Below are 18468 nucleotides of genomic sequence, written 5' to 3' on the forward strand. Positions count from 1 at the left end.
TATAAACATGAATATTTTTCACGTTTGTATGAAGGCTTTTCACCTTTCCCCAGTTAGTAACCTTAGTTGAGAAACAAAACTTGAGGAACAAATCAGGAGCCCAAAGGCTCCTGAACGATGGAAGGGTAATGATAGTGAGTGGGCTTATAACAAGCTGGACAATAGATTAATATCTGACTGGATAGCCCCCGCAGTGACATCCCTTCCGGCACCGGGGCCGCGAATCACTAACGGATTATCTCTATACCATTTACTTTCAATCGCAAAGATATTATCGCACGGAAGCAGATTGGCTAACGGATGCTCCCGGTGTAATGCTTCTACGCCGACAGAGGCTTTTCCTGATTTTTCCAAACGAGCGACATAACGCAACACTTTATCTTCCCGCTGTGCTTTGGCCAGACGTTCAGCCAGCTGGATATCGAGCTGGGCACTTTGATCAAGAAAGTCATCTAAGGAGAGGCATTGCAATTCCTCCGGGACCAGCGATTCGACCGTGACCTGATCGGGTTCAATATCCAGCCCGGATTCACGCGCCAGAATCACTAGTTTTCTCATGACGTCGGAACCATCCAGATCATTTCTCGGATCCGGTTCGGTTAAGCCTTGTTGCCAAGCCAGATCAACTAACTCACTGAAAGGCACGGAGCCATCATATTGTTGGAATAGCCAGGACAATGTGCCTGAGAAAATCCCGGAAAGGGCGACAATTTCATCGCCGCTTTCCCGCAGATCTCTCACCGTATGATTAATTGGCAGACCCGCGCCAACCGTCGCATTGTAAAACCAGTGACGGCTGATTTTTGCAAAAGAGTCTTTGACTTGATAGTAGTATTCACTACTGGAAGAGCCTGCGACCTTGTTGGCGGAAATCAGATGCATTCCTTGCTCTGCAATCTGAATATACTGTGAAGCGAGTTCAGCACTGGCTGTCACATCCAGCACAATCACATCATCATAGCCGCGGATTTGTCCTAGCTTGAACAGCCATTCCTGCCCATCATTCGGGACGGATTCTTCAATAAAATGGGCTTCGACTTTTGTCGGGTCAATCCCTTGTTCATCAAACCAGTAGGTCTGACTATCAATGACTGCAACCAGTTCAAAATTCATCCCGCGACGTTTTTCCAGCTCGGCTTTCTGCTCTGTAAACAGCTTAAGCCAGCTCGAACCGATATTGCCTTTGCCACAGAGAGCGAGTGCGACACGTTTCTGTGCCTGAAACAGATGGGTATGCAGTTGATTCACAAACGTATCTACGGGAGTCTGACGAAGTATCGCAACCAGACTTAATTCTGATTCAGATTCGCACAGGAACTCAATCGGAGCCTGTTTGAGCTGCTGATAAAAGCCAAAACAGTGGTTCGCATTCTTAGTCACACCTGCACCGACAGCTGCGACGAGTGAATAACCTTCTTTGAGGCGGATTTCGGCTTCAATCGCTGCATCTTGCAAATAAGATAAAGCACCAGACGCAATTTCAGCCGTGTAAGCAAGCTGGATGCGATACTGGTCATCCTGTTTGTCATAAGCAAGTGGTGTAAGCTGGGCTCGTTTGAGCTGCTCGATCACTTGTTTGTATAACCGCTGGAAATCGTGTCCGCGTGAGAAACTGAGTTCAATCAGCAAGACTTCATCCAGAGAGGTAATAATTTTGGCTCCCCGTCCTGAAGCAAGCACTCGTTCGATATGGGTTGAGCCGGCTTCAGGGTCGTAACTACACCGGAGGTGCAGATCTATCGCACTTTGTGCGACAGGCTGTAATGTTCGACTGTGTAGGACCGGTGCGGCAAGGCGCGCCAGTTCGCTGGCTTCATCCAGACGAAGTAACGGCAACAGACAGGCATCGGAGACAATTCTGGGGTCAGCACTGTAGACACCGGCGACATCACTCCAGATGGTTACCCGTTCGACTTCTGCCAGTGCACCAATGATGGTCGCCGAGTAATCGGAACCATTGCGTCCCAGCAGCACGGTTTCACCGGCTTCATCTTGTGCGATAAAGCCCGTGATCACGATCCGCTGATGACCGTGTTGCGCCAGAATTTCTTTGAGCAGCGGATAAGACTGAGCCCGGTCGATTTCCGGTTGTGTCTCCCGGTGAGCGCGTAAAAAGGCTCTGGCATCTTGTGCAATCGCCATTAATCCTTGCTGATTGAGTAGTGCGGCCATTAAACGAGATGACCACATCTCACCATGAGCCTGCACAAATGCCTGTTGAGCCGCTGTCAGTGGGGCGGTGAGTTTTGCAAGGGTCATGCACTCATCACCGAGCCGGTTCGTCAATGCCTGAGCGGCTTCGCCTTCGAGCAATTCGGTAATCAACTGACGTTGAAATTGTTGGATTTGAGCCAAAATTTCTTGAGCCTGCTGCGGTGCAACCGTGAGATTTTCAATAAAAGCAATGAGTTGATTGGTTGTTTTGCCTGCGGCAGAAACCACAACCAGATCGTGACTTTGCGAGTACTCTTTGAGGATGTGAGCAACGCGGCGATAACATGCCGGATCAGCCAGACTACTTCCTCCGAATTTATGGAGGTGGCGTACGGTGGTCATCAACGATTCTCCTTTACCCAATTCAGGGATTGATCCAGATCGGCAATCAAGTCATCAGCATCTTCTAAGCCGACTGATAGCCGTAATAGTTGTAGCGAAATTCCCGCTTTGTGGAGCGCTTCCTCACCCATCGCACGATGAGTCATCGTCGCCGGGTGGCAAATTAAACTTTCGACACCACCGAGTGATTCCGCTAATGAAAACAGCTTGAGCCGGCTGACAAATTGTTGCAACTCTTCATAGCTCCCTGCAAATTCAAAACTAAGCATCGAACCAAAGCCACTTTGCTGCTTTTTCGCAATCTCATGACCGGGATGAGTCGGTAAGCTTGGGTGGTAAATGGTCCCGATGAGAGGGTGGGACTGCAAGTACGCGAGTATTTTCAGCGAGTTTTCTTCATGGCAACGCATTCTCGGACTCAAGGTACGAAGCCCTCTGAGCGTCATATAACTATCGAATGGTGTGCCGGAAGCACCGATACAGTTGGCCCACCAGGAAAGCTGTTCTGCGTGTTCTTTACTGTGACTGATGATGACGCCGCCAATCACATCGGAGTGGCCATTGATGTATTTGGTCGTAGAATGGATCACAAAGTCAGCACCCAAAGATATTGGCTGTTGGTAGACCGGAGTCAGGAAAGTATTGTCCACGGCAACTAAAGCACCAACCTGTTTGGCCTGTTGGCAGATTTTTTGAATATCGACGACGCGAACCAGCGGGTTCGATGGGGTTTCCAGCAAAATGAGTTTTGGTTTCTGGGCCAGAGCCTCAGTCAGTGCAACCTCGTCACATTGATCGACGAATAACACCCGAAAGTCGCCTTTGTTGGCTCGGGTATTGAATAAACGATAGGTGCCACCATAACAATCATTAGGTGCGACAATGAGATCATCAGGGCCGATAAAAGTAGAGACCCAGAGGTTGAGCGCGGATGTCCCGCAATTGGTAATGACGGCACCCTGACCGCCTTCCAGCTCGTACAGTGCCTGTTCCAGAAGTCCGCGGTTCGGATTACCGGAACGGGTATAGTCATACTGAGGGACTTCTCCGAATGCCGGAAATCCATAATTCGTTGAGAGATAAATCGGCGGAACGACAGCATGGTACTGCGTGTCTGACTCAATACCCGTTCTAACGGCGATAGTTGCAGGTTTGCGAGTGCTCATATGTGATTCCTTTCTACTTGGTGACAGGTGGCGTTCATGACTGACAGCCTCAACCAACACGGATTGAGTGTGGTTGCTCACTCTACTGATTTTTCAATAAGACGTCAATACTTCCAGACGTCTATATGTCTTTGCTTATAGCAGTAAATAAAGCTAAAATTAACACCTACTTTTTTTGATAATAATGATGGATTCCGGCAATGAGGGGAAGCAATGGCTGATTGGAATGGTGAATATATAAGTCCTTATGCTGAACATGGTAAGAAAAACGAGCAGGTCAAGAAAATTACGGTTTCTATCCCGTTGAAAGTTCTTAAAGTATTGACGGATGAACGGACCAGACGCCAGATCAATAACTTACGTCATGCAACAAACAGTGAGCTTTTGTGTGAAGCATTTCTACATGCCTATACCGGGCAGCCTTTGCCGACGGATGAAGATTTGCGTAAAGATCGTCCGGATGATATTCCGACCGAAGCAAAAGCCATGATGACCGCAATGGGCATTGAATTTGAATCTTATGATGAGTAATCCGCGGTATTTTCTCGAAAGGAAGTCATGTAACTAACACAGAGTGACTTCCTGAGATGAGCAGAAGCGTCTTGAGCAGAAGGAACGTCGGTATGATTTATGTGCATTACCTTGAGCAGTCCCGGGCCATACGTGTGGTTTGGCTGTTGGAAGCGCTCGGGCTCGAATATGAAGTTGTTCATTATGGCAGGGACCCGAAAACTTGGGGGGCACCAGATGCTCTGAAATCCATTCATCCGTTAGGTAAGTCACCGACGATTGTTGACGGCGAACAGACGATTGCCGAGTCGGGTGCCATTATTGAATATCTGATCGATGCCTACGATCACCAACATCGTTTCCGGCCTGAGTCGGGTCAGGCATTACTGGATTATCGTTACTGGTTACATGCCGCTGAAGGCTCGTTCATGATGTGGTTGGTGATGCGGCTGATCTTTATCAAATCAAGAGAAAAGCTCCCATTCTTGTTGCGTCCGTTGATTGGTTCCTTCCTCAATAAGATGGATCAGATAGTCATTGAGCCTCGCGTTTCTACTTTTTTACGTTATATCGATGACACGCTAGCGCAGCGAACATGGTTTACCGGAGAGCAGCTTAGCGGTGCTGATTTTCAGATGAGTCTGGTATTACAGCTAGCCGACATGCGGGCCGATCTATCTTCTTATCCGAACATTCAACGTTATCTTAAACAGGTGGCTCAACTGGAGAGTTATCAGCAAGCCTTGCAAAATATCCCAGCCTGAACCGATAGATTAAAAGCAAAATGAAGAAAGAGGAGACACTGGGTGTCTCCTCTTTCTTGTACTGTGGATTAAGTGTGTTGCCTTAATCCTGCATGTAACCTTCAGGCATTGAAATTCGGGCAACGCCTGAGTCAACGGCTGCTTGAGCTACGGCTCTGGCTACCCGGGGCAGCAGGCGAGGATCCATCGGTTTGGGAATGATGTACTCGGGGCCGAATGAAAGGCTATCGACACTGGCCGCTTTTAAGACTTCTGCCGGTACTGCTTCTTTTGCAAGCTGACGAATCGCTTCAACCGCTGCTATTTTCATTTCATCGTTAATTTCGCTCGCCCGAATATCCAAGGCACCACGGAAGATGAACGGGAAGCACAGAACGTTATTGACCTGATTTGGGTAGTCAGAACGACCTGTTCCCATGATCAAATCGTTGCGAACTTGATAAGCCAGCTCCGGTTTAATTTCTGGATCTGGATTTGAGCAGGCAAAGACAATCGGTTTTTCTGCCATGAGGGCTAATGCTTCCGGTGGCAGCAGATTTGGACCTGAAACGCCAAGGAATAAATCAGCATCCTGAATCACATCTTCCAGCGTTCTCTTATCCGTATTATTGGCAAATAACTGTTTGTATTCGTTCAGATCATCACGACGAGTGTGAATCACCCCTTTACGATCAAGCATATAGATTTTTTCACGCATGGCCCCGCATTTGATCAGCAGTTCCATACAGGCAACGGCAGCTGCGCCGGCACCCAGACAAACGATCGTACACTCTTTCAGATCTTTGCCCTGAAGTTCAATGGCATTGAGCATTCCTGCCGCAGTGACAATGGCTGTGCCGTGCTGGTCATCGTGGAATACTGGTACATCACAACGTTCGATAAGACGCCGTTCGATTTCAAAACAATCCGGTGCCTTGATATCTTCCAGATTAATGCCACCAAACGTATCGGCAATATTCGCAACCGTCTCGACGAACTCATCGATAGTACGGTGTTTCACTTGAATGTCGAATGAATCAAGGCCGGCGAATCGTTTGAAAAGCAATGCTTTTCCTTCCATCACCGGTTTAGATGCCATTGGCCCTAGATTGCCGAGTCCAAGGATCGCTGTTCCGTTAGAGATAACGGCAACGGTGTTTCCTTTTGCGGTGTATTTGTAAATATTATCGACATCCTGCGCAATCTCACGAACAGGCTCGGCAACGCCGGGGCTATAGGCTAAAGCCAGATCTGCAGCGGTATCAGCTGGCTTGGTGAGGGTGACTGCAATTTTTCCTGCAGTCGGAATGGCGTGATAATCCAAAGCTTTCTGGCGAAATGCTTCTTCGGGGGTTAAATCTTGGTGATTATCTTCAGACATAAGGGTCGCGTCTCGTTGTAATGTTGATCGGAAAAGTTACAGGGAAAGAGACATCATTCTAATGGATGTGAGGGGATCTGCCTAGGCACTCATGGCATTATGTATTTAAAAATCACATAAATATGGAGAGGTTGGAGGAGTTTATGCTGATATATTCTGTTTTATGCAACGATTACATTGATATTGGCAAATCAGTACTATATCGATAGGTCATGATGACTGACGGCAATAAGGTTGGTATCAGGAGTGTGGGGATGGGTTTGGGAAAATAAAAAGGACACCTGCTGGTGTCCTTTTTAAAATTCTCAGTGAAGAGAAATTATTTTTTACCGCTGCTCAGCGCGCCGAAACGCTTGTTGAAGCGATCTACACGACCACCGGTATCAACGATACGTTGTTTACCAGTATAGAATGGGTGACATTTGTCACAAACATCCAAGTGCAGAGAATCTTTGTCCAGTGTTGATCTGAATTCGAAAGCGTTGCCGCAAGAACAGGTTGCGCTTACAACTTTGTATTCTGGATGGATACCAGTTTTCATGGGAGAACCTCAAAAATCGGGCCATGTCGCTATCCGGATCGTTGCCGGACACCACATGTCAGTTAATCATATCGTCTTACATCGGTTGTGATACGGGTATCCGCATCATCAAGGCGCGCTATATTAAAGAATCCATGAGCGGGGATCAACTAGTTTTGCTGTTATTTTCACCATTCTCATTGCTGCCTCGAATTTCACCGTCGCTTCGATTAGACTGTGGTCCATGATTTTTACATCTGATGTTCAGTGATATGCATCCATCCATTGCCCGAGTGGCGTTACCTGTCCCTTTAGATAAACAGTTCGACTATCTGATACCCGCACATTGTCAGCCTGTGATCGGTGGCCGGGTTTCCGTGCCGTTTGGGCGGCAGACATTGATTGGCATTGTGACTGCGCTCGGAGATGAATCAGAGCTGAGCCCGGATATGCTGAAACCGATTCGCGCCGTATTGGATGATCAGCCTGTCTGGCCGACGAGCTTATTTCGACTGTTTATCTGGTGCAGCCAGTATTATCAATATCCACTTGGCGATACTTTATCTAATGCATTGCCGGCAGCATTGAGAAAAGGAAAGGCGGCAGATTTTACCACCTTGCGAGAGTGGTGTCTGACATCCGCCGGACGGGATAAGCTGATGCAGGGGCTTGGCCGTGCGGTTCAGCAGGCTAAAGTACTGCGTTTGCTGGAAAACGGTATACAAAGTCATCAAACATTCGTCGATGAGGAAATCAGTCGTCAGGTCTTGAACACGCTGGAGGAAAAGGGGTGGATTGAAGCGATTGAGCGCAAACCGACGCCTCAGCCGTGGCCTGAGTTACTGGAAGACGAAGAAGAAAAGCCACAACTGAATATGGAGCAGTCCGTTGCGATTGCGACGGTTAACAGCCAGCATGAATTTGGTTGTTATTTATTGGAAGGAGTCACCGGTTCGGGGAAAACGGAAGTCTATCTAAACTTGATTGCACCGGTTCTGAAGCAAGGAAAACAAGCGTTGGTTCTGGTGCCCGAAATTGGTTTGACACCGCAAACAATTCAGCGTTTTCGCTCTCGTTTTATGGTGCCGGTGGTGGTGATGCATTCTGGGCTCAATGAGACGGAAAGGCTGAACGCATGGCTGTCAGCCCGTGATGGCCATGCCGGCGTGATCATTGGTACGCGTTCTGCCTTATTCACGCCATTTGCTGATTTAGGCATTATTATCGTCGATGAAGAACACGATGCCTCGTATAAACAGCAGGATAGCTTACGTTATCATGCGCGGGATGTGGCGGTCATGCGTGCCAGTCTTGAACAGATTCCGATTGTTTTGGGGTCAGCAACGCCTGCTCTTGAGACCTTACAGAATGCGCTCAGTGGTAAATATCACCACTTAACTTTGACACAACGGGCTGGTGATGCCGTCCCTGCGACCCATCGGGTTCTGGATGTTAAAGGGCTTTATCTTGAAGGCGGACTATCGGCACCGTTGATTGCTGAAATGAGAAAGCACTTGCAGGTCGGGAATCAGGTTTTACTGTTTCTCAACCGACGGGGATATGCGCCGGTATTGATGTGCCATGAGTGTGGCTGGGTCGCCCATTGTCAGCGCTGTGATGCCCGTTATACCTATCATCAGGTGACACAAGAGCTTCGCTGTCACCACTGTGGTTCTCAGCGCCCGGTATTACATCAGTGTCATGATTGTGGTTCGACACAGATGGCCACCGTGGGTGTCGGGACCGAACAGTTGGAAAGCCAACTGGCGCAAATTTTTCCTCACTATCGCACGATCCGGATTGACCGGGACAGTACCCGCAGAAAAGGCTCGCTGGAATCAGCTCTCAAGGCTGTTCATCAGGGGGAATATCATATTTTGATCGGGACACAGATGTTGGCCAAGGGCCATCATTTTCCTCGGGTGACACTGGTCGGTTTACTTGATGTTGATAGTGCTTTATACAGCCATGATTTTCGTGCATCTGAACGATTGGCGCAGCTGTTCATTCAGGTCGCAGGTCGGGCCGGACGAGCCAGTCAGCCTGGTGAGGTCATTCTTCAGACACATCATCCGGAGCACACTTTACTGCAGGCATTACTCAAGAAAGATTACCGCCATTTTGCCATGAGTGCATTGCATGAACGGAAACTGGCATTATTACCGCCTTTCAGTTATTTGACGTTATTTAAAGCTGAATCAAATCAAGCCGAACTTGGCGAGGATTTTCTCAGACAAGTGAAGCAGACTTTGGAAGTTCATCCTCTGTTTGATCACGCAACCTGTACGGTCTTAGGTCCATCTCCGGCGCCGATGGCAAAACGAGCCGGGAAATATCGCTGGCAGCTATTAATGCAAACAATGACCCGGCCCATGATGCAAAAACTGTTAATGAGTGCCAAACCTGTCATTCAACGCCTACCGCTTGCGGGGAAAGTACGGTGGTCACTCGATGTTGAACCACACGATTTGTCATAATGACCCGCTCCTGATTGAGTCGGTGGGAAGCGCGTTGACTTGATTTGTCTTTTGGTTGCCACATAAAACCTATGTATCGTGATCCATTTCTCGTTTATGATGTAAGAAGTGTTAAATAGACCGTAACTTTATCCGTAGAAATGCTTAAACTATGGAAGCACATTCATCAAGTTCTTGATAGATATATCAAAAGTGTGTGCAATCAATCAGTTTTATAGCAAATACTATTTTGAAAGAGGGTTTTAATGTATGGCGACAATGAAGGATGTTGCTCAACTAGCGGGAGTGTCAACCGCGACCGTATCTAGGGCATTGATGAATCCCGAAAAAGTGTCGCCAACGACAAGAAAACGGGTTGAAGATGCAGTTCTTGAAGCCGGATATTCTCCGAATTCACTGGCACGAAATTTAAGACGTAACGAGTCGAAAACAATTGTTGCGATCGTTCCCGATATTTGTGACCCGTACTTTACTGAAATTATTCGTGGTATTGAGGATGCGGCTGTCGAGCATGGTTATTTAGTACTACTTGGTGATAGTGGGCAACAGAAGAAACGGGAAAGTTCTTTTGTCAATTTGGTTTTCACCAAACAAGCCGACGGCATGTTACTTCTTGGTACCGATTTACCATTTGATGCCAGTAAACCGGAGCAGAAAAATTTACCGCCGATGGTGATGGCCTGTGAGTACGCCCCCGAGCTGGAGTTGCCGACTGTCCATATTGATAACCTGACCTCGGCGTTTGAGGTCGTTAACTATCTCACTCAAATGGGCCATAAAAAGATTGGTGAGATTGCCGGTCCCGATTCTGCTGCTCTGTGTCATTTCCGTCATCAAGGGTATATGCAGGCTTTAAGACGTGCCGGCATTACGATGAATCCTGCCTATCATTATAAAGGTGACTTCAGTTTTGAAGCCGGAGTAAAAGCGATTCGGCTCCTTTTAGGTTTGTCTGATCCACCGAGCGCCGTTTTTTGTCACAACGATATGATGGCTATCGGGGCGATTCAGGAAGCGAAACGCTTAGGCGCGAGAGTCCCTCAGGACTTATCCGTAGTTGGTTTCGATGATATTAATTTTGCGCAGTATTGTGATCCACCGTTAACCACCGTTTCTCAGCCTCGATATGAAATTGGCCGTCAGGCGATGCTGATGATGTTAGAAGTCCTTCGGGGACACGATGTACGTGCGGGCTCACGCCTGTTGGAAACAAAACTGGTGATTCGTGAAAGTGTTGCCGCTCCTCGCGGATGATATCGAGTGAGTCTCAATAATAACGCTGGGTATTGTGCTCAGAGTTGTGCTTCCTGATGGTCTTCTTTAACATACAGTCATTGTTTGTAAGGTAAGCGTAATTTAGTGGCTAATAAAGACTATGTGAAACGGGGAAGTGCAACGAAGAAAACTGCGCGAAAAGCCCCGAAGAAGCGCCCTTGGTTGAGTGGTACGCTCGCTGTGATTTTGGTGGCTGTGTTTGGTTATGGTTTGTATACACTGAGTACACAGCCGTCTCCTCCGGCGAGTCAGCCTGTGGTTCATCAAGCCGAAGTGAAGCAATCGACACATGACAATCAACAGACGCTTCCCCCGCCGCCGACTGAAAAGTGGGACTATGTTGATACGTTGCCTCAACGTGAGATCGAAGTGACTCCGAAAGCACTGAAGGTATCGGATATTCCGTACATTATGCAGTGTGGCGCTTATAAAACAATGGCTCAGGCTGAAAAACGGAAACTGGATATCGCTTTTCAGGGGATTAAAAGTAAAATCCGCAAGAAAGAAGATAGTAGTTGGTACCGTGTGGTGATCGGCCCTTACAAATTTAAACGTGATGCCGAACGTGATCGGCACAAACTTCAGCGCGCTAAGATTGAACCGTGTGCGATTTGGAAGGAAAAGCAATAAACACATTTCTTTCTATCCTCCGGAGCCGATGACGGTATTCCGGAGGAAATAACAACGATATCCCGCCTTTTGACTTGAATTCAAACCCGCTTGTCCTTATATAGTTTTCTAACACACTTTATAAAATGGAAGAGGTCCTCTCGTGACTACAATCGTATCCGTCCGTCGTGATAATAAAGTTGTTATTGCCGGAGATGGTCAAGTTTCTCTGGGCAATACCGTGATGAAAGGAAATGCCCGTAAGGTACGCCGCCTGTATAACGATAAAATTCTGGCTGGATTTGCTGGTGGTACAGCGGATGCATTTACACTGTTTGAGCGTTTTGAAAGCAAGCTGCAAATGCATCAAGGTCACTTGGTAAAGGCTGCTGTTGAACTTGCCAAAGATTGGCGCAGCGATCGGGCACTCCGTCGTTTGGAAGCGATTTTAGCCGTTGCCGATGAGACCGCTTCACTGATTATTACCGGTAATGGTGATGTTGTTCAGCCAGAACATGATTTGATTGCAATTGGTTCTGGTGGCAATTATGCACAGGCTGCTGCGACGGCTTTACTTGAAAATACCGATCTGGACGCTCAGGAAATCGCTGAAAAAGCGCTGCAAATTGCAGGTGACATCTGTGTGTTCACTAACCATTTCCAGACTATCGAAGTACTTGATATCCCTCAAAGTGAGTCATAGATACTCGTCGATAGCGTCTGCAATACAGAACAAAGGAAATAAGCATGTCTGAAATGACTCCTCGTGAAATTGTTCATGAACTCAATCGTCATATTATCGGTCAGGACAAAGCGAAAAGAGCGGTCGCGATTGCTTTACGTAATCGCTGGCGTCGAATGCAGTTGGAAGAAAGCCTGCGTGTCGAAGTCACGCCCAAAAATATTTTGATGATTGGCCCGACAGGGGTGGGTAAAACTGAAATTGCCCGGCGTTTGGCAAAGTTGGCGAATGCGCCATTTATGAAAGTCGAAGCGACAAAATTTACTGAAGTCGGTTACGTCGGGAAAGAAGTGGAATCGATCATTCGTGATCTGACGGATGTTGCAGTAAAAATGACCCATCAGCAAGCCATGGAAAAAGTAAAGTTCCGGGCAGAAGAGCTCGCTGAAGAGCGCATTCTTGATGTATTGCTTCCACCACCACGTGATTCTTGGGGTGAAGAAGAGCGAACCGAAGATACTTCTCATACCCGTCAGGTATTTCGTAAGAAACTGCGTGAAGGTCAACTCGATGATAAAGAGATTGAAATCGATGTTGCAGCACCGCAAATGGGCGTTGAAATCATGGCGCCTCCCGGTATGGAAGAGATGACCAACCAGCTACAGGGCATGTTCCAGAATCTGGCCGGAAACACGCAAAAGAAACGTAAGCTAAAGATCAGGGATGCGTTTAAAGCGTTGACGGAAGAAGAAGCTGCCAAACTGGTCAATCAGGATGAACTGAAAGAACAAGCCATCTTCAATGTTGAGAACCATGGTATTGTGTTTGTCGATGAGATCGACAAGATCTGTAAGCGTGGCGAAGTGTCTGGCCCAGATGTTTCGCGGGAAGGTGTACAGCGAGATTTGTTACCCCTGATCGAAGGCAGCACCGTGTCGACGAAACATGGGATGGTCAGAACGGATCATATTCTGTTCATTGCTTCCGGAGCTTTTCAGGTTGCCAAGCCGTCAGATTTGATTCCTGAATTACAAGGACGTCTGCCGATTCGGGTTGAGCTGGAAGCGCTGAGCAGTGATGATTTCAAACGTATCCTGACCGAACCTAAGGCATCTCTGACAGAGCAATATCAAGCATTGATGGCAACAGAAAATGTTTCGATTCAATTCACAGAAGATGGCATCGCACAGATCGCTGATGCTGCCTGGCAGGTGAATGAAACCACTGAAAATATCGGAGCTCGCCGTCTGCATACGGTGATGGAACGATTGATGGATGAAATTTCTTTCGATGCGACCGATAAAGCGGGCTCATCGTTCACTATCGATGCGAATTATGTCAAAGAGCGTCTCGGTGAATTGGTTGGCGATGAAGATCTCAGTCGTTTTATTCTATAAGCGTCAGGCATAGGATAGGACTGTGATGGTCGAATGCTCAATTGCCAGCTCAATATGATGATTACACTGGTATTTTGATGACATCTGGATATAAAAGCTCGCATTTTTATGCGGGCTTTTTATTATCAATGAATTCGTCGTATACTAGGGCTCTTGTCGTCCACTAGGCTGTAATCATGATGAACTCTCTTTCGATTTGGATGGATGCGGCTAGACCGAAAACCTTGCCTTTAGCATTGATTTCGATCCTCACAGGAAGTGCCTTAGCTTTTTCTGAAAAGCATTTTTCATGGCCGATAGCCATTCTGGCCTTGGTCACTGCGATTTTACTGCAAATTTTGTCTAATCTTGCTAATGATTATGGCGATGCGGTGAAAGGAACAGATAATGACGCACGATTAGGGCCCATTCGGGCAATTCAATCGGGTGCTGTTACATTGAAAGATATGAAATATGCAATGATCATCAATGTGCTGCTGACAGTCATTTCTGGCATGGCATTGATTCTTTATGCTCTGGACTCGCTGGAAAATATTCTGGTTTTTATTGGCCTTGGCGTCATGGCGATGATCGCAGCCGTTGCCTATACCGTTGGTAATAAGCCCTATGGTTATGTCGGGCTGGGTGATGTCTCGGTATTTATTTTCTTTGGCTTGTTGGGCGTTTCCGGGACTTATTTTCTTTATACCGGTCAAATTAATACGACACTACTACTCCCATCGATCGCGTGTGGCTTATTGGCCGTCGCAGTATTGAATGTCAATAATATGCGGGATATCGAAAATGATGAAATTTGCGGTAAACGGACCATTGCCGTTCGTTTAGGGCCGATTCTGGCAAAAAAATATCATTTTATCCTACTCGCCGGCGCGGTCTTTACGTTCAGTTTATATCTGTGGCTACAGACGGATCCGCTGTGGCTTGCTCTTCCTTTTCTATTGAGTTTGGTGGCGGTGGTCAAACATGCGGTTGCCGTCTGGGAGGCCGAACAACCTGTTCAGATCGCCCCGATGTTACCGGCGGTCGTCAGATGTTCTATCGTGACAAATTTGTTGTTTGTTGGTGTGGTCATTACTCAAACACTGATCAGTTAATTGAGCTTTGTCATTGCAATGACTTACATAGTCGATATACTCGTTGAAGATACTTTCCGCTGTGAGAATGGTTACCATGGAATACAATACATCTGCACTTTGTGATATTTATTTCGATCAGGTTGATGTTGTAGAACCGATGTTCAGTAATTTTGGTGGGCGAGCCTCTTTTGCCGGCCAGATAACAACGATCAAATGTTTTGAAGATAATAGTTTGATTCGTGAAGTGCTTGAGCAAGACGGTTTAGGTCGGGTACTGTTGGTTGATGGCGGTGGTTCTTTACGTCGTGCCTTGGTTGATGCTGAATTGGCAGCACTCGCGGAAGAAAATGAGTGGGAAGGGCTGGTTGTTTACGGGTGCGTTCGTGAAGTGGACGAGCTGGAAGAAATGAATATTGGTATTCAGGCCATGGCATCGATTCCGGTTGGCGCCGCAGCGCAAAGTATTGGGGAAATCGATATTCCCGTGAATTTTGGTGGTGTTACCTTCTTACCGGAAGATTATCTGTATGCTGACAGTACCGGTATCATTCTTTCTCAGGAACCGTTAAATACAGACCTTGAAGAGGCTGAATTAGATGAGGAAGAACTCGATGATGATGATGATGTTATTGTCGAAGAAGATGAAGAACGGATTTAATTTGAGTTTTGTCTGATGTAAGAGCCGTCTGTTACGACGGCTCATCTAGTTCTGGCTTCTGTTGTTCTCGCAATTGGCTTGCTTGTCATTGAATTGCTTGCTTTGTCTGCGTAAAGATACAGCCTGAAAATACCCGAATATCCCGCCGAGAATGTTGCCGATGGCAATGCCTGCAAATAATCCATTCACTTGCCAAAGTTGTGACCCGATCCAAGCTGAAGGGAGCGTAAAAATAAACAGACGCATAAAATTCCAACTGAAAGCTTTCATAGGTTGGTGTAATGCGTTCAACGCTGAAACAATCATCATCACAATCCCTTGAAAGCCATAACTCAATGGCACAATTAACAGATAATGCCAGAGTATTTCCCGAACCGATGTTTCCTGTGAAAATAGTGCAGAAATAGGAATACTGAGCGGAACCATCATCAAAAAAATGAGGGTCTGGAACACGACTGAGAACCGTATACTTAAAAATAGTCCGGCAAAGCCGCGTTGCGGATTATCGGCACCAAAATTCTGCGCGAGAAAAGGGGTGAGTGTCGACGTTAATGACATCAGCACCAGAATCAAAATTGACTCAACACGTTGCGCGGCACCATATGCCGCAACCGCCTCGGTACCATGTTGAGAAAGCAGTATCATCAACAATGCACCAGAGAGCGGATTCATCGCGTTCGACAGCGCTGCGGGCGTTCCAATCCGCAAAATCTGTTGCCAGTCTTGCCATAATGAGCGCCAATAAGGTCGTGTACCTAGCCGTTCCCGGTAGAATAAAATATATAATGTCCCAATGAGTGCGGCACACCAGCTAATCGCACTGGCAATGGCTGCACCTTGAATCCCAAGTTCAGGAAAGGGGCCATAACCGAAGATGAGTAATGGATCTAAAATGCCGTTAATGATGCCGGAGAGGATCATGAGTAAGGCCGGAGTTCGGGTATCTCCGGTTGCCCGGATGGCGCTGTTTCCAGCCATAGGGATGACCAACAATGGGATGGCCATATACCAAACGGACATATATTGCTGTATCAAAGGTAATAAGGCGTGTTGGGCACCCAGTAAAGTAAAAAGTGGCGAAATGGTAAACAAACCGATACCAGAAGCAATGCTGACTAAAAACACGGCCAGTAATAACCCATGAATGGTCAGACGGGCCGCATTGTGTATCGATTTTTGCCCCAGAAAATGAGCAATACGGGTCGATAGACCGACACCGATCCCCATCGTAATGCAATTGACAGCAAAAGTGACCGGGAATGTATAGCTCACGGCTGCTAGCGCTTGCGTACCGAGCAGAGAGATAAAGTAGGTGTCGACTAAGTTGAACATCAGCACCGATATCATGCCGAAGGTCATCGGGATGGTCATCCGGCGGAGTACGACAGGAATTGGTGCCGAAAGCAGCCCGTGTTTATCATGCATAGAAAAGAAGGATGTCTATCGGGGGAACCGGGTTCACAGCATACTCGATTCCGGTCAAAACAGCCAGTTCAGTCTCCGGATGATAAAAAGGCCGGCAGGTGCCGGCCTTGAAAATATATTTATATTGGCTGGTTATGCTTTCGCTGCTGCGGCCGCTTTTGCAATTGCTGCAAAACCTTTTGCATCTAGTGCTGCACCACCAACCAATGCGCCATCGATATCGGGTTGAGCAAAGAGCTCTGCTGCATTTTCTGCTTTAACGGAACCGCCGTACTGAATGATGACATTTTTAGCAACATCTTCACTTTCTTTCGCAATATGAGCGCGGATAGAAGCGTGAATAGATTGTGCTTGTTCAGCGGTAGCAGCTTTACCGGTACCAATCGCCCAGATTGGTTCGTAAGCGATGATCGCACCATTCAGTGCTTCAACACCTTGTGTTTTGATCACTGCGTCAAGTTGGCGAGCACAAACGGCAAGCGTCTCACCCGCTTCGTTTTGAGCTTCTGATTCACCGATACACAAGACAGGTGTTAAGCCATTTTCTTTCAGAAACGCAAATTTTTGTGCAACGAATTCATCAGATTCATGATGGTATTCGCGACGCTCTGAATGACCAATAATGATGTGTGTTGCACCAAAGTCTTTCAGCATTTGAGGAGACATATCACCAGTGAAGGCACCACTGTTGTGGATATCAGTATTTTGAGCGCCCAGAATGATCTTATTTCCGCCTTCTTTGATTAGACGTTCAGCAAGGTCAAGATACAGAGCAGGTGGTGCTACCGCGACGTCAACACCGGCAACGCCTTCGAGTTCAGCATTCAGGCCAGAGAGCAGATCTGTGACCATTGTTTTACTTCCGTTTAGTTTCCAGTTACCCATAACAACAGGACGACGCATAGGAATATCTCCAAATTCAGTGAGTATAAAAATGTGACTTCGACAGAATATAACAGATAAAAGTAAGTAGATCATGATACGAATCATGACTTTCTTGGTTTACGCATTTGAGATCGTTGCAATTTGGTTCTATTTTACCAAAGCAGTTTACTGTGGGCGGGATGCCGGCTAATCCTTGGCTGGATGTCATGATAGGGATACATCATATGATCAATCTTCGGATGGAGTATTCAGCGCCAGTTGATGAACGCGTGAATATTTCTCGGTTACTGGAAGATCTTCATCAAGTGCTACTCCACGATGAGACCATTCAACGATTTGGTCTGGCCGTCAAAAGTAACGCGATTCGGAGTCACCAGTGGTTTGTCGGTGAGCAGTTGGATTCTGGGGATTTCATACAGTTAATTGTGGAAGTGAGTCAGGAATATGTGCTGGATATCCGTGACGCAGTGATCGGAAAACTTACCGAACGCTTTGAACAGGATGCCGATAAAATTGAAAATCTTTCTGTGTTATTGAGAGTGATTGAGCAGCACTATATTCGGTGTTACAACTAAATACTCCCTCGTTCAGAAGGCGTTGAGCAAGCCGAATTGACGCTCAAGGTGGTCTCGTCAACCGAACATCTTTTCATGGGCGTGAGTAAGTTTTATCCGAATGATTTAGCCATCTCAGCCTTAAACATGCGGCCTGTATCGATGAAACGGAATCACATCCGCAGAGCCTGCGCTGTTGTCTGTCGAGTTGCTGGTTAACGCATTTTGGAATTTTACCATCTGAGCACTCAACTCTCTCATTAGTTTTACATTGGCATGATCCGCATTCTTGCATGAGCGCACGACTCTATCGATGTGGCTTTGTTGAGCCCAGAGTCGGTCTTGCATTTTGTGAGACGATGAGAGAATCATCTCTTCGCAGATGTCACGTTTCAGCATCGCGAATGCTTCTGGATTGTGTTTAGCCAGTGCTACCAGCTCATCAAATGGGGGGAGCTCGGTATAAAAACTTGGTGCGGCCATATATCACCTCAGTTTCTTTGTATGCTAGCCTATGACTCAAATTAAATACGTTTAATTAGAATACTACTCAA

At 46.9% G+C, this 18468-nt stretch carries 17 protein-coding genes; 10 read left to right on the forward strand and 7 right to left on the reverse strand.

The genetic code is table 11. The features are described 5' to 3' along the window. Positions 1-144: 144 nt before the first annotated feature. Both OCV37_RS01200 and OCV37_RS01205 read right to left on the reverse strand, forming a co-directional pair. Positions 145-2556, reverse strand: coding sequence for a bifunctional aspartate kinase/homoserine dehydrogenase II (locus OCV37_RS01200; RefSeq protein ID WP_038178740.1), 2412 nt, complete (start codon positions 2554-2556; stop codon positions 145-147). Continuing rightward, positions 2556-3722, reverse strand: a complete 1167-nt coding sequence (locus tag OCV37_RS01205; protein ID WP_038178739.1) for an O-succinylhomoserine (thiol)-lyase — start codon at positions 3720-3722, stop codon at positions 2556-2558. The genes OCV37_RS01200 and OCV37_RS01205 overlap by 1 nt, the downstream gene beginning before the upstream one ends. Positions 3723-3935: 213 nt before the next feature. Between OCV37_RS01205 and metJ the strand changes: the two genes are divergently transcribed. Then, complete coding sequence (gene metJ / locus OCV37_RS01210) at positions 3936-4253, forward strand: met regulon transcriptional regulator MetJ (RefSeq protein ID WP_038178738.1); 318 nt, start codon at positions 3936-3938, stop codon at positions 4251-4253. Positions 4254-4345: 92 nt separating this feature from the next. After that, positions 4346-4996 (forward strand): glutathione S-transferase family protein, encoded by a 651-nt coding sequence (locus OCV37_RS01215; RefSeq protein ID WP_038178737.1) that lies wholly within the window; start codon positions 4346-4348, stop codon positions 4994-4996. Between the two features lie 82 nt (positions 4997-5078). Here OCV37_RS01215 and OCV37_RS01220 read toward each other — a convergent pair whose 3' ends face one another. Both OCV37_RS01220 and rpmE read right to left on the reverse strand, forming a co-directional pair. After that, positions 5079-6356 (reverse strand): malic enzyme-like NAD(P)-binding protein, encoded by a 1278-nt coding sequence (locus tag OCV37_RS01220; RefSeq protein ID WP_038178736.1) that lies wholly within the window; start codon positions 6354-6356, stop codon positions 5079-5081. A 319-nt stretch (positions 6357-6675) separates the two neighbouring features. Continuing rightward, positions 6676-6897, reverse strand: coding sequence for a 50S ribosomal protein L31 (gene rpmE, locus OCV37_RS01225; protein WP_038178735.1), 222 nt, complete (start codon positions 6895-6897; stop codon positions 6676-6678). A gap of 251 nt (positions 6898-7148) precedes the next feature. On the opposite strand from rpmE, the gene priA reads away from it, so the two are divergent. The 7 genes from priA to rraA all read left to right on the forward strand — a co-directional run bounded on the left by priA (position 7149) and on the right by rraA (position 15050). Further along, entirely contained in the window at positions 7149-9353 is a 2205-nt protein-coding gene (gene priA / locus OCV37_RS01230; protein WP_038178924.1) for a primosomal protein N', read from the forward strand. 249 nt (positions 9354-9602) lie between these two features. Beyond that, a complete protein-coding gene (gene cytR, locus OCV37_RS01235; RefSeq protein WP_038178734.1) occupies positions 9603-10607 on the forward strand; it encodes a DNA-binding transcriptional regulator CytR in 1005 nt (334 codons plus the stop codon). A gap of 105 nt (positions 10608-10712) precedes the next feature. Next, positions 10713-11258 carry a cell division protein FtsN gene (gene ftsN / locus OCV37_RS01240; RefSeq protein WP_038178733.1) on the forward strand — a complete coding sequence of 182 codons (546 nt, stop codon included), beginning with the start codon at positions 10713-10715 and terminating at the stop codon, positions 11256-11258. A gap of 142 nt (positions 11259-11400) precedes the next feature. Further along, entirely contained in the window at positions 11401-11940 is a 540-nt protein-coding gene (hslV, locus tag OCV37_RS01245) for an ATP-dependent protease subunit HslV (RefSeq protein WP_038178732.1), read from the forward strand. A gap of 44 nt (positions 11941-11984) precedes the next feature. After that, entirely contained in the window at positions 11985-13316 is a 1332-nt protein-coding gene (gene hslU / locus OCV37_RS01250) for an HslU--HslV peptidase ATPase subunit (protein WP_038178727.1), read from the forward strand. A 176-nt stretch (positions 13317-13492) separates the two neighbouring features. Continuing rightward, positions 13493-14410: a 1,4-dihydroxy-2-naphthoate polyprenyltransferase gene (locus OCV37_RS01255; RefSeq protein ID WP_038178725.1), complete on the forward strand. Its 918-nt coding sequence runs from the start codon at positions 13493-13495 to the stop codon at positions 14408-14410. A gap of 76 nt (positions 14411-14486) precedes the next feature. Continuing rightward, positions 14487-15050 carry a ribonuclease E activity regulator RraA gene (gene rraA, locus OCV37_RS01260; RefSeq protein ID WP_038178724.1) on the forward strand — a complete coding sequence of 188 codons (564 nt, stop codon included), beginning with the start codon at positions 14487-14489 and terminating at the stop codon, positions 15048-15050. Between the two features lie 45 nt (positions 15051-15095). On the opposite strand, the gene OCV37_RS01265 is transcribed toward rraA, so the two are convergent. Next, positions 15096-16475: an MATE family efflux transporter gene (locus OCV37_RS01265; RefSeq protein WP_051680343.1), complete on the reverse strand. Its 1380-nt coding sequence runs from the start codon at positions 16473-16475 to the stop codon at positions 15096-15098. Between the two features lie 132 nt (positions 16476-16607). Beyond that, entirely contained in the window at positions 16608-17378 is a 771-nt protein-coding gene (gene tpiA, locus OCV37_RS01270; protein ID WP_038178722.1) for a triose-phosphate isomerase, read from the reverse strand. Between the two features lie 206 nt (positions 17379-17584). Here tpiA and OCV37_RS01275 point away from each other — a divergent pair, with 206 nt between their 5' ends. Next, a complete protein-coding gene (locus OCV37_RS01275; RefSeq protein ID WP_157634880.1) occupies positions 17585-17935 on the forward strand; it encodes a tautomerase family protein in 351 nt (116 codons plus the stop codon). Positions 17936-18055: 120 nt separating this feature from the next. On the opposite strand, the gene OCV37_RS01280 is transcribed toward OCV37_RS01275, so the two are convergent. After that, on the reverse strand, positions 18056-18397 hold the full coding sequence (locus OCV37_RS01280; RefSeq protein WP_038178718.1) for a DUF3135 domain-containing protein: 342 nt from the start codon (positions 18395-18397) through the stop codon (positions 18056-18058). Positions 18398-18468 lie beyond the last annotated feature (71 nt).

The sequence above is a fragment of the Vibrio rhizosphaerae genome, assembly GCF_024347095.1.
GTDB lineage: Bacteria > Pseudomonadota > Gammaproteobacteria > Enterobacterales > Vibrionaceae > Vibrio > Vibrio rhizosphaerae.

What these genes read in the sequence shown, in the direction of transcription:
- OCV37_RS01200 (WP_038178740.1), bottom strand. Translation starts at nt 2,556, where the DNA reads ATGACCACCGTACGCCACCTCCATAAATTCGGAGGAAGTAGTCTGGCT.
- OCV37_RS01205 (WP_038178739.1), bottom strand. Translation starts at nt 3,722, where the DNA reads ATGAGCACTCGCAAACCTGCAACTATCGCCGTTAGAACGGGTATTGAG.
- metJ (WP_038178738.1), top strand. Translation starts at nt 3,936, where the DNA reads ATGGCTGATTGGAATGGTGAATATATAAGTCCTTATGCTGAACATGGT.
- OCV37_RS01215 (WP_038178737.1), top strand. Translation starts at nt 4,346, where the DNA reads ATGATTTATGTGCATTACCTTGAGCAGTCCCGGGCCATACGTGTGGTT.
- OCV37_RS01220 (WP_038178736.1), bottom strand. Translation starts at nt 6,356, where the DNA reads ATGTCTGAAGATAATCACCAAGATTTAACCCCCGAAGAAGCATTTCGC.
- rpmE (WP_038178735.1), bottom strand. Translation starts at nt 6,897, where the DNA reads ATGAAAACTGGTATCCATCCAGAATACAAAGTTGTAAGCGCAACCTGT.
- priA (WP_038178924.1), top strand. Translation starts at nt 7,149, where the DNA reads ATGCATCCATCCATTGCCCGAGTGGCGTTACCTGTCCCTTTAGATAAA.
- cytR (WP_038178734.1), top strand. Translation starts at nt 9,603, where the DNA reads ATGGCGACAATGAAGGATGTTGCTCAACTAGCGGGAGTGTCAACCGCG.
- hslU (WP_038178727.1), top strand. Translation starts at nt 11,985, where the DNA reads ATGTCTGAAATGACTCCTCGTGAAATTGTTCATGAACTCAATCGTCAT.
- OCV37_RS01255 (WP_038178725.1), top strand. Translation starts at nt 13,493, where the DNA reads ATGATGAACTCTCTTTCGATTTGGATGGATGCGGCTAGACCGAAAACC.
- rraA (WP_038178724.1), top strand. Translation starts at nt 14,487, where the DNA reads ATGGAATACAATACATCTGCACTTTGTGATATTTATTTCGATCAGGTT.
- OCV37_RS01265 (WP_051680343.1), bottom strand. Translation starts at nt 16,475, where the DNA reads ATGCATGATAAACACGGGCTGCTTTCGGCACCAATTCCTGTCGTACTC.
- tpiA (WP_038178722.1), bottom strand. Translation starts at nt 17,378, where the DNA reads ATGCGTCGTCCTGTTGTTATGGGTAACTGGAAACTAAACGGAAGTAAA.
- OCV37_RS01275 (WP_157634880.1), top strand. Translation starts at nt 17,585, where the DNA reads ATGATCAATCTTCGGATGGAGTATTCAGCGCCAGTTGATGAACGCGTG.
- OCV37_RS01280 (WP_038178718.1), bottom strand. Translation starts at nt 18,397, where the DNA reads ATGGCCGCACCAAGTTTTTATACCGAGCTCCCCCCATTTGATGAGCTG.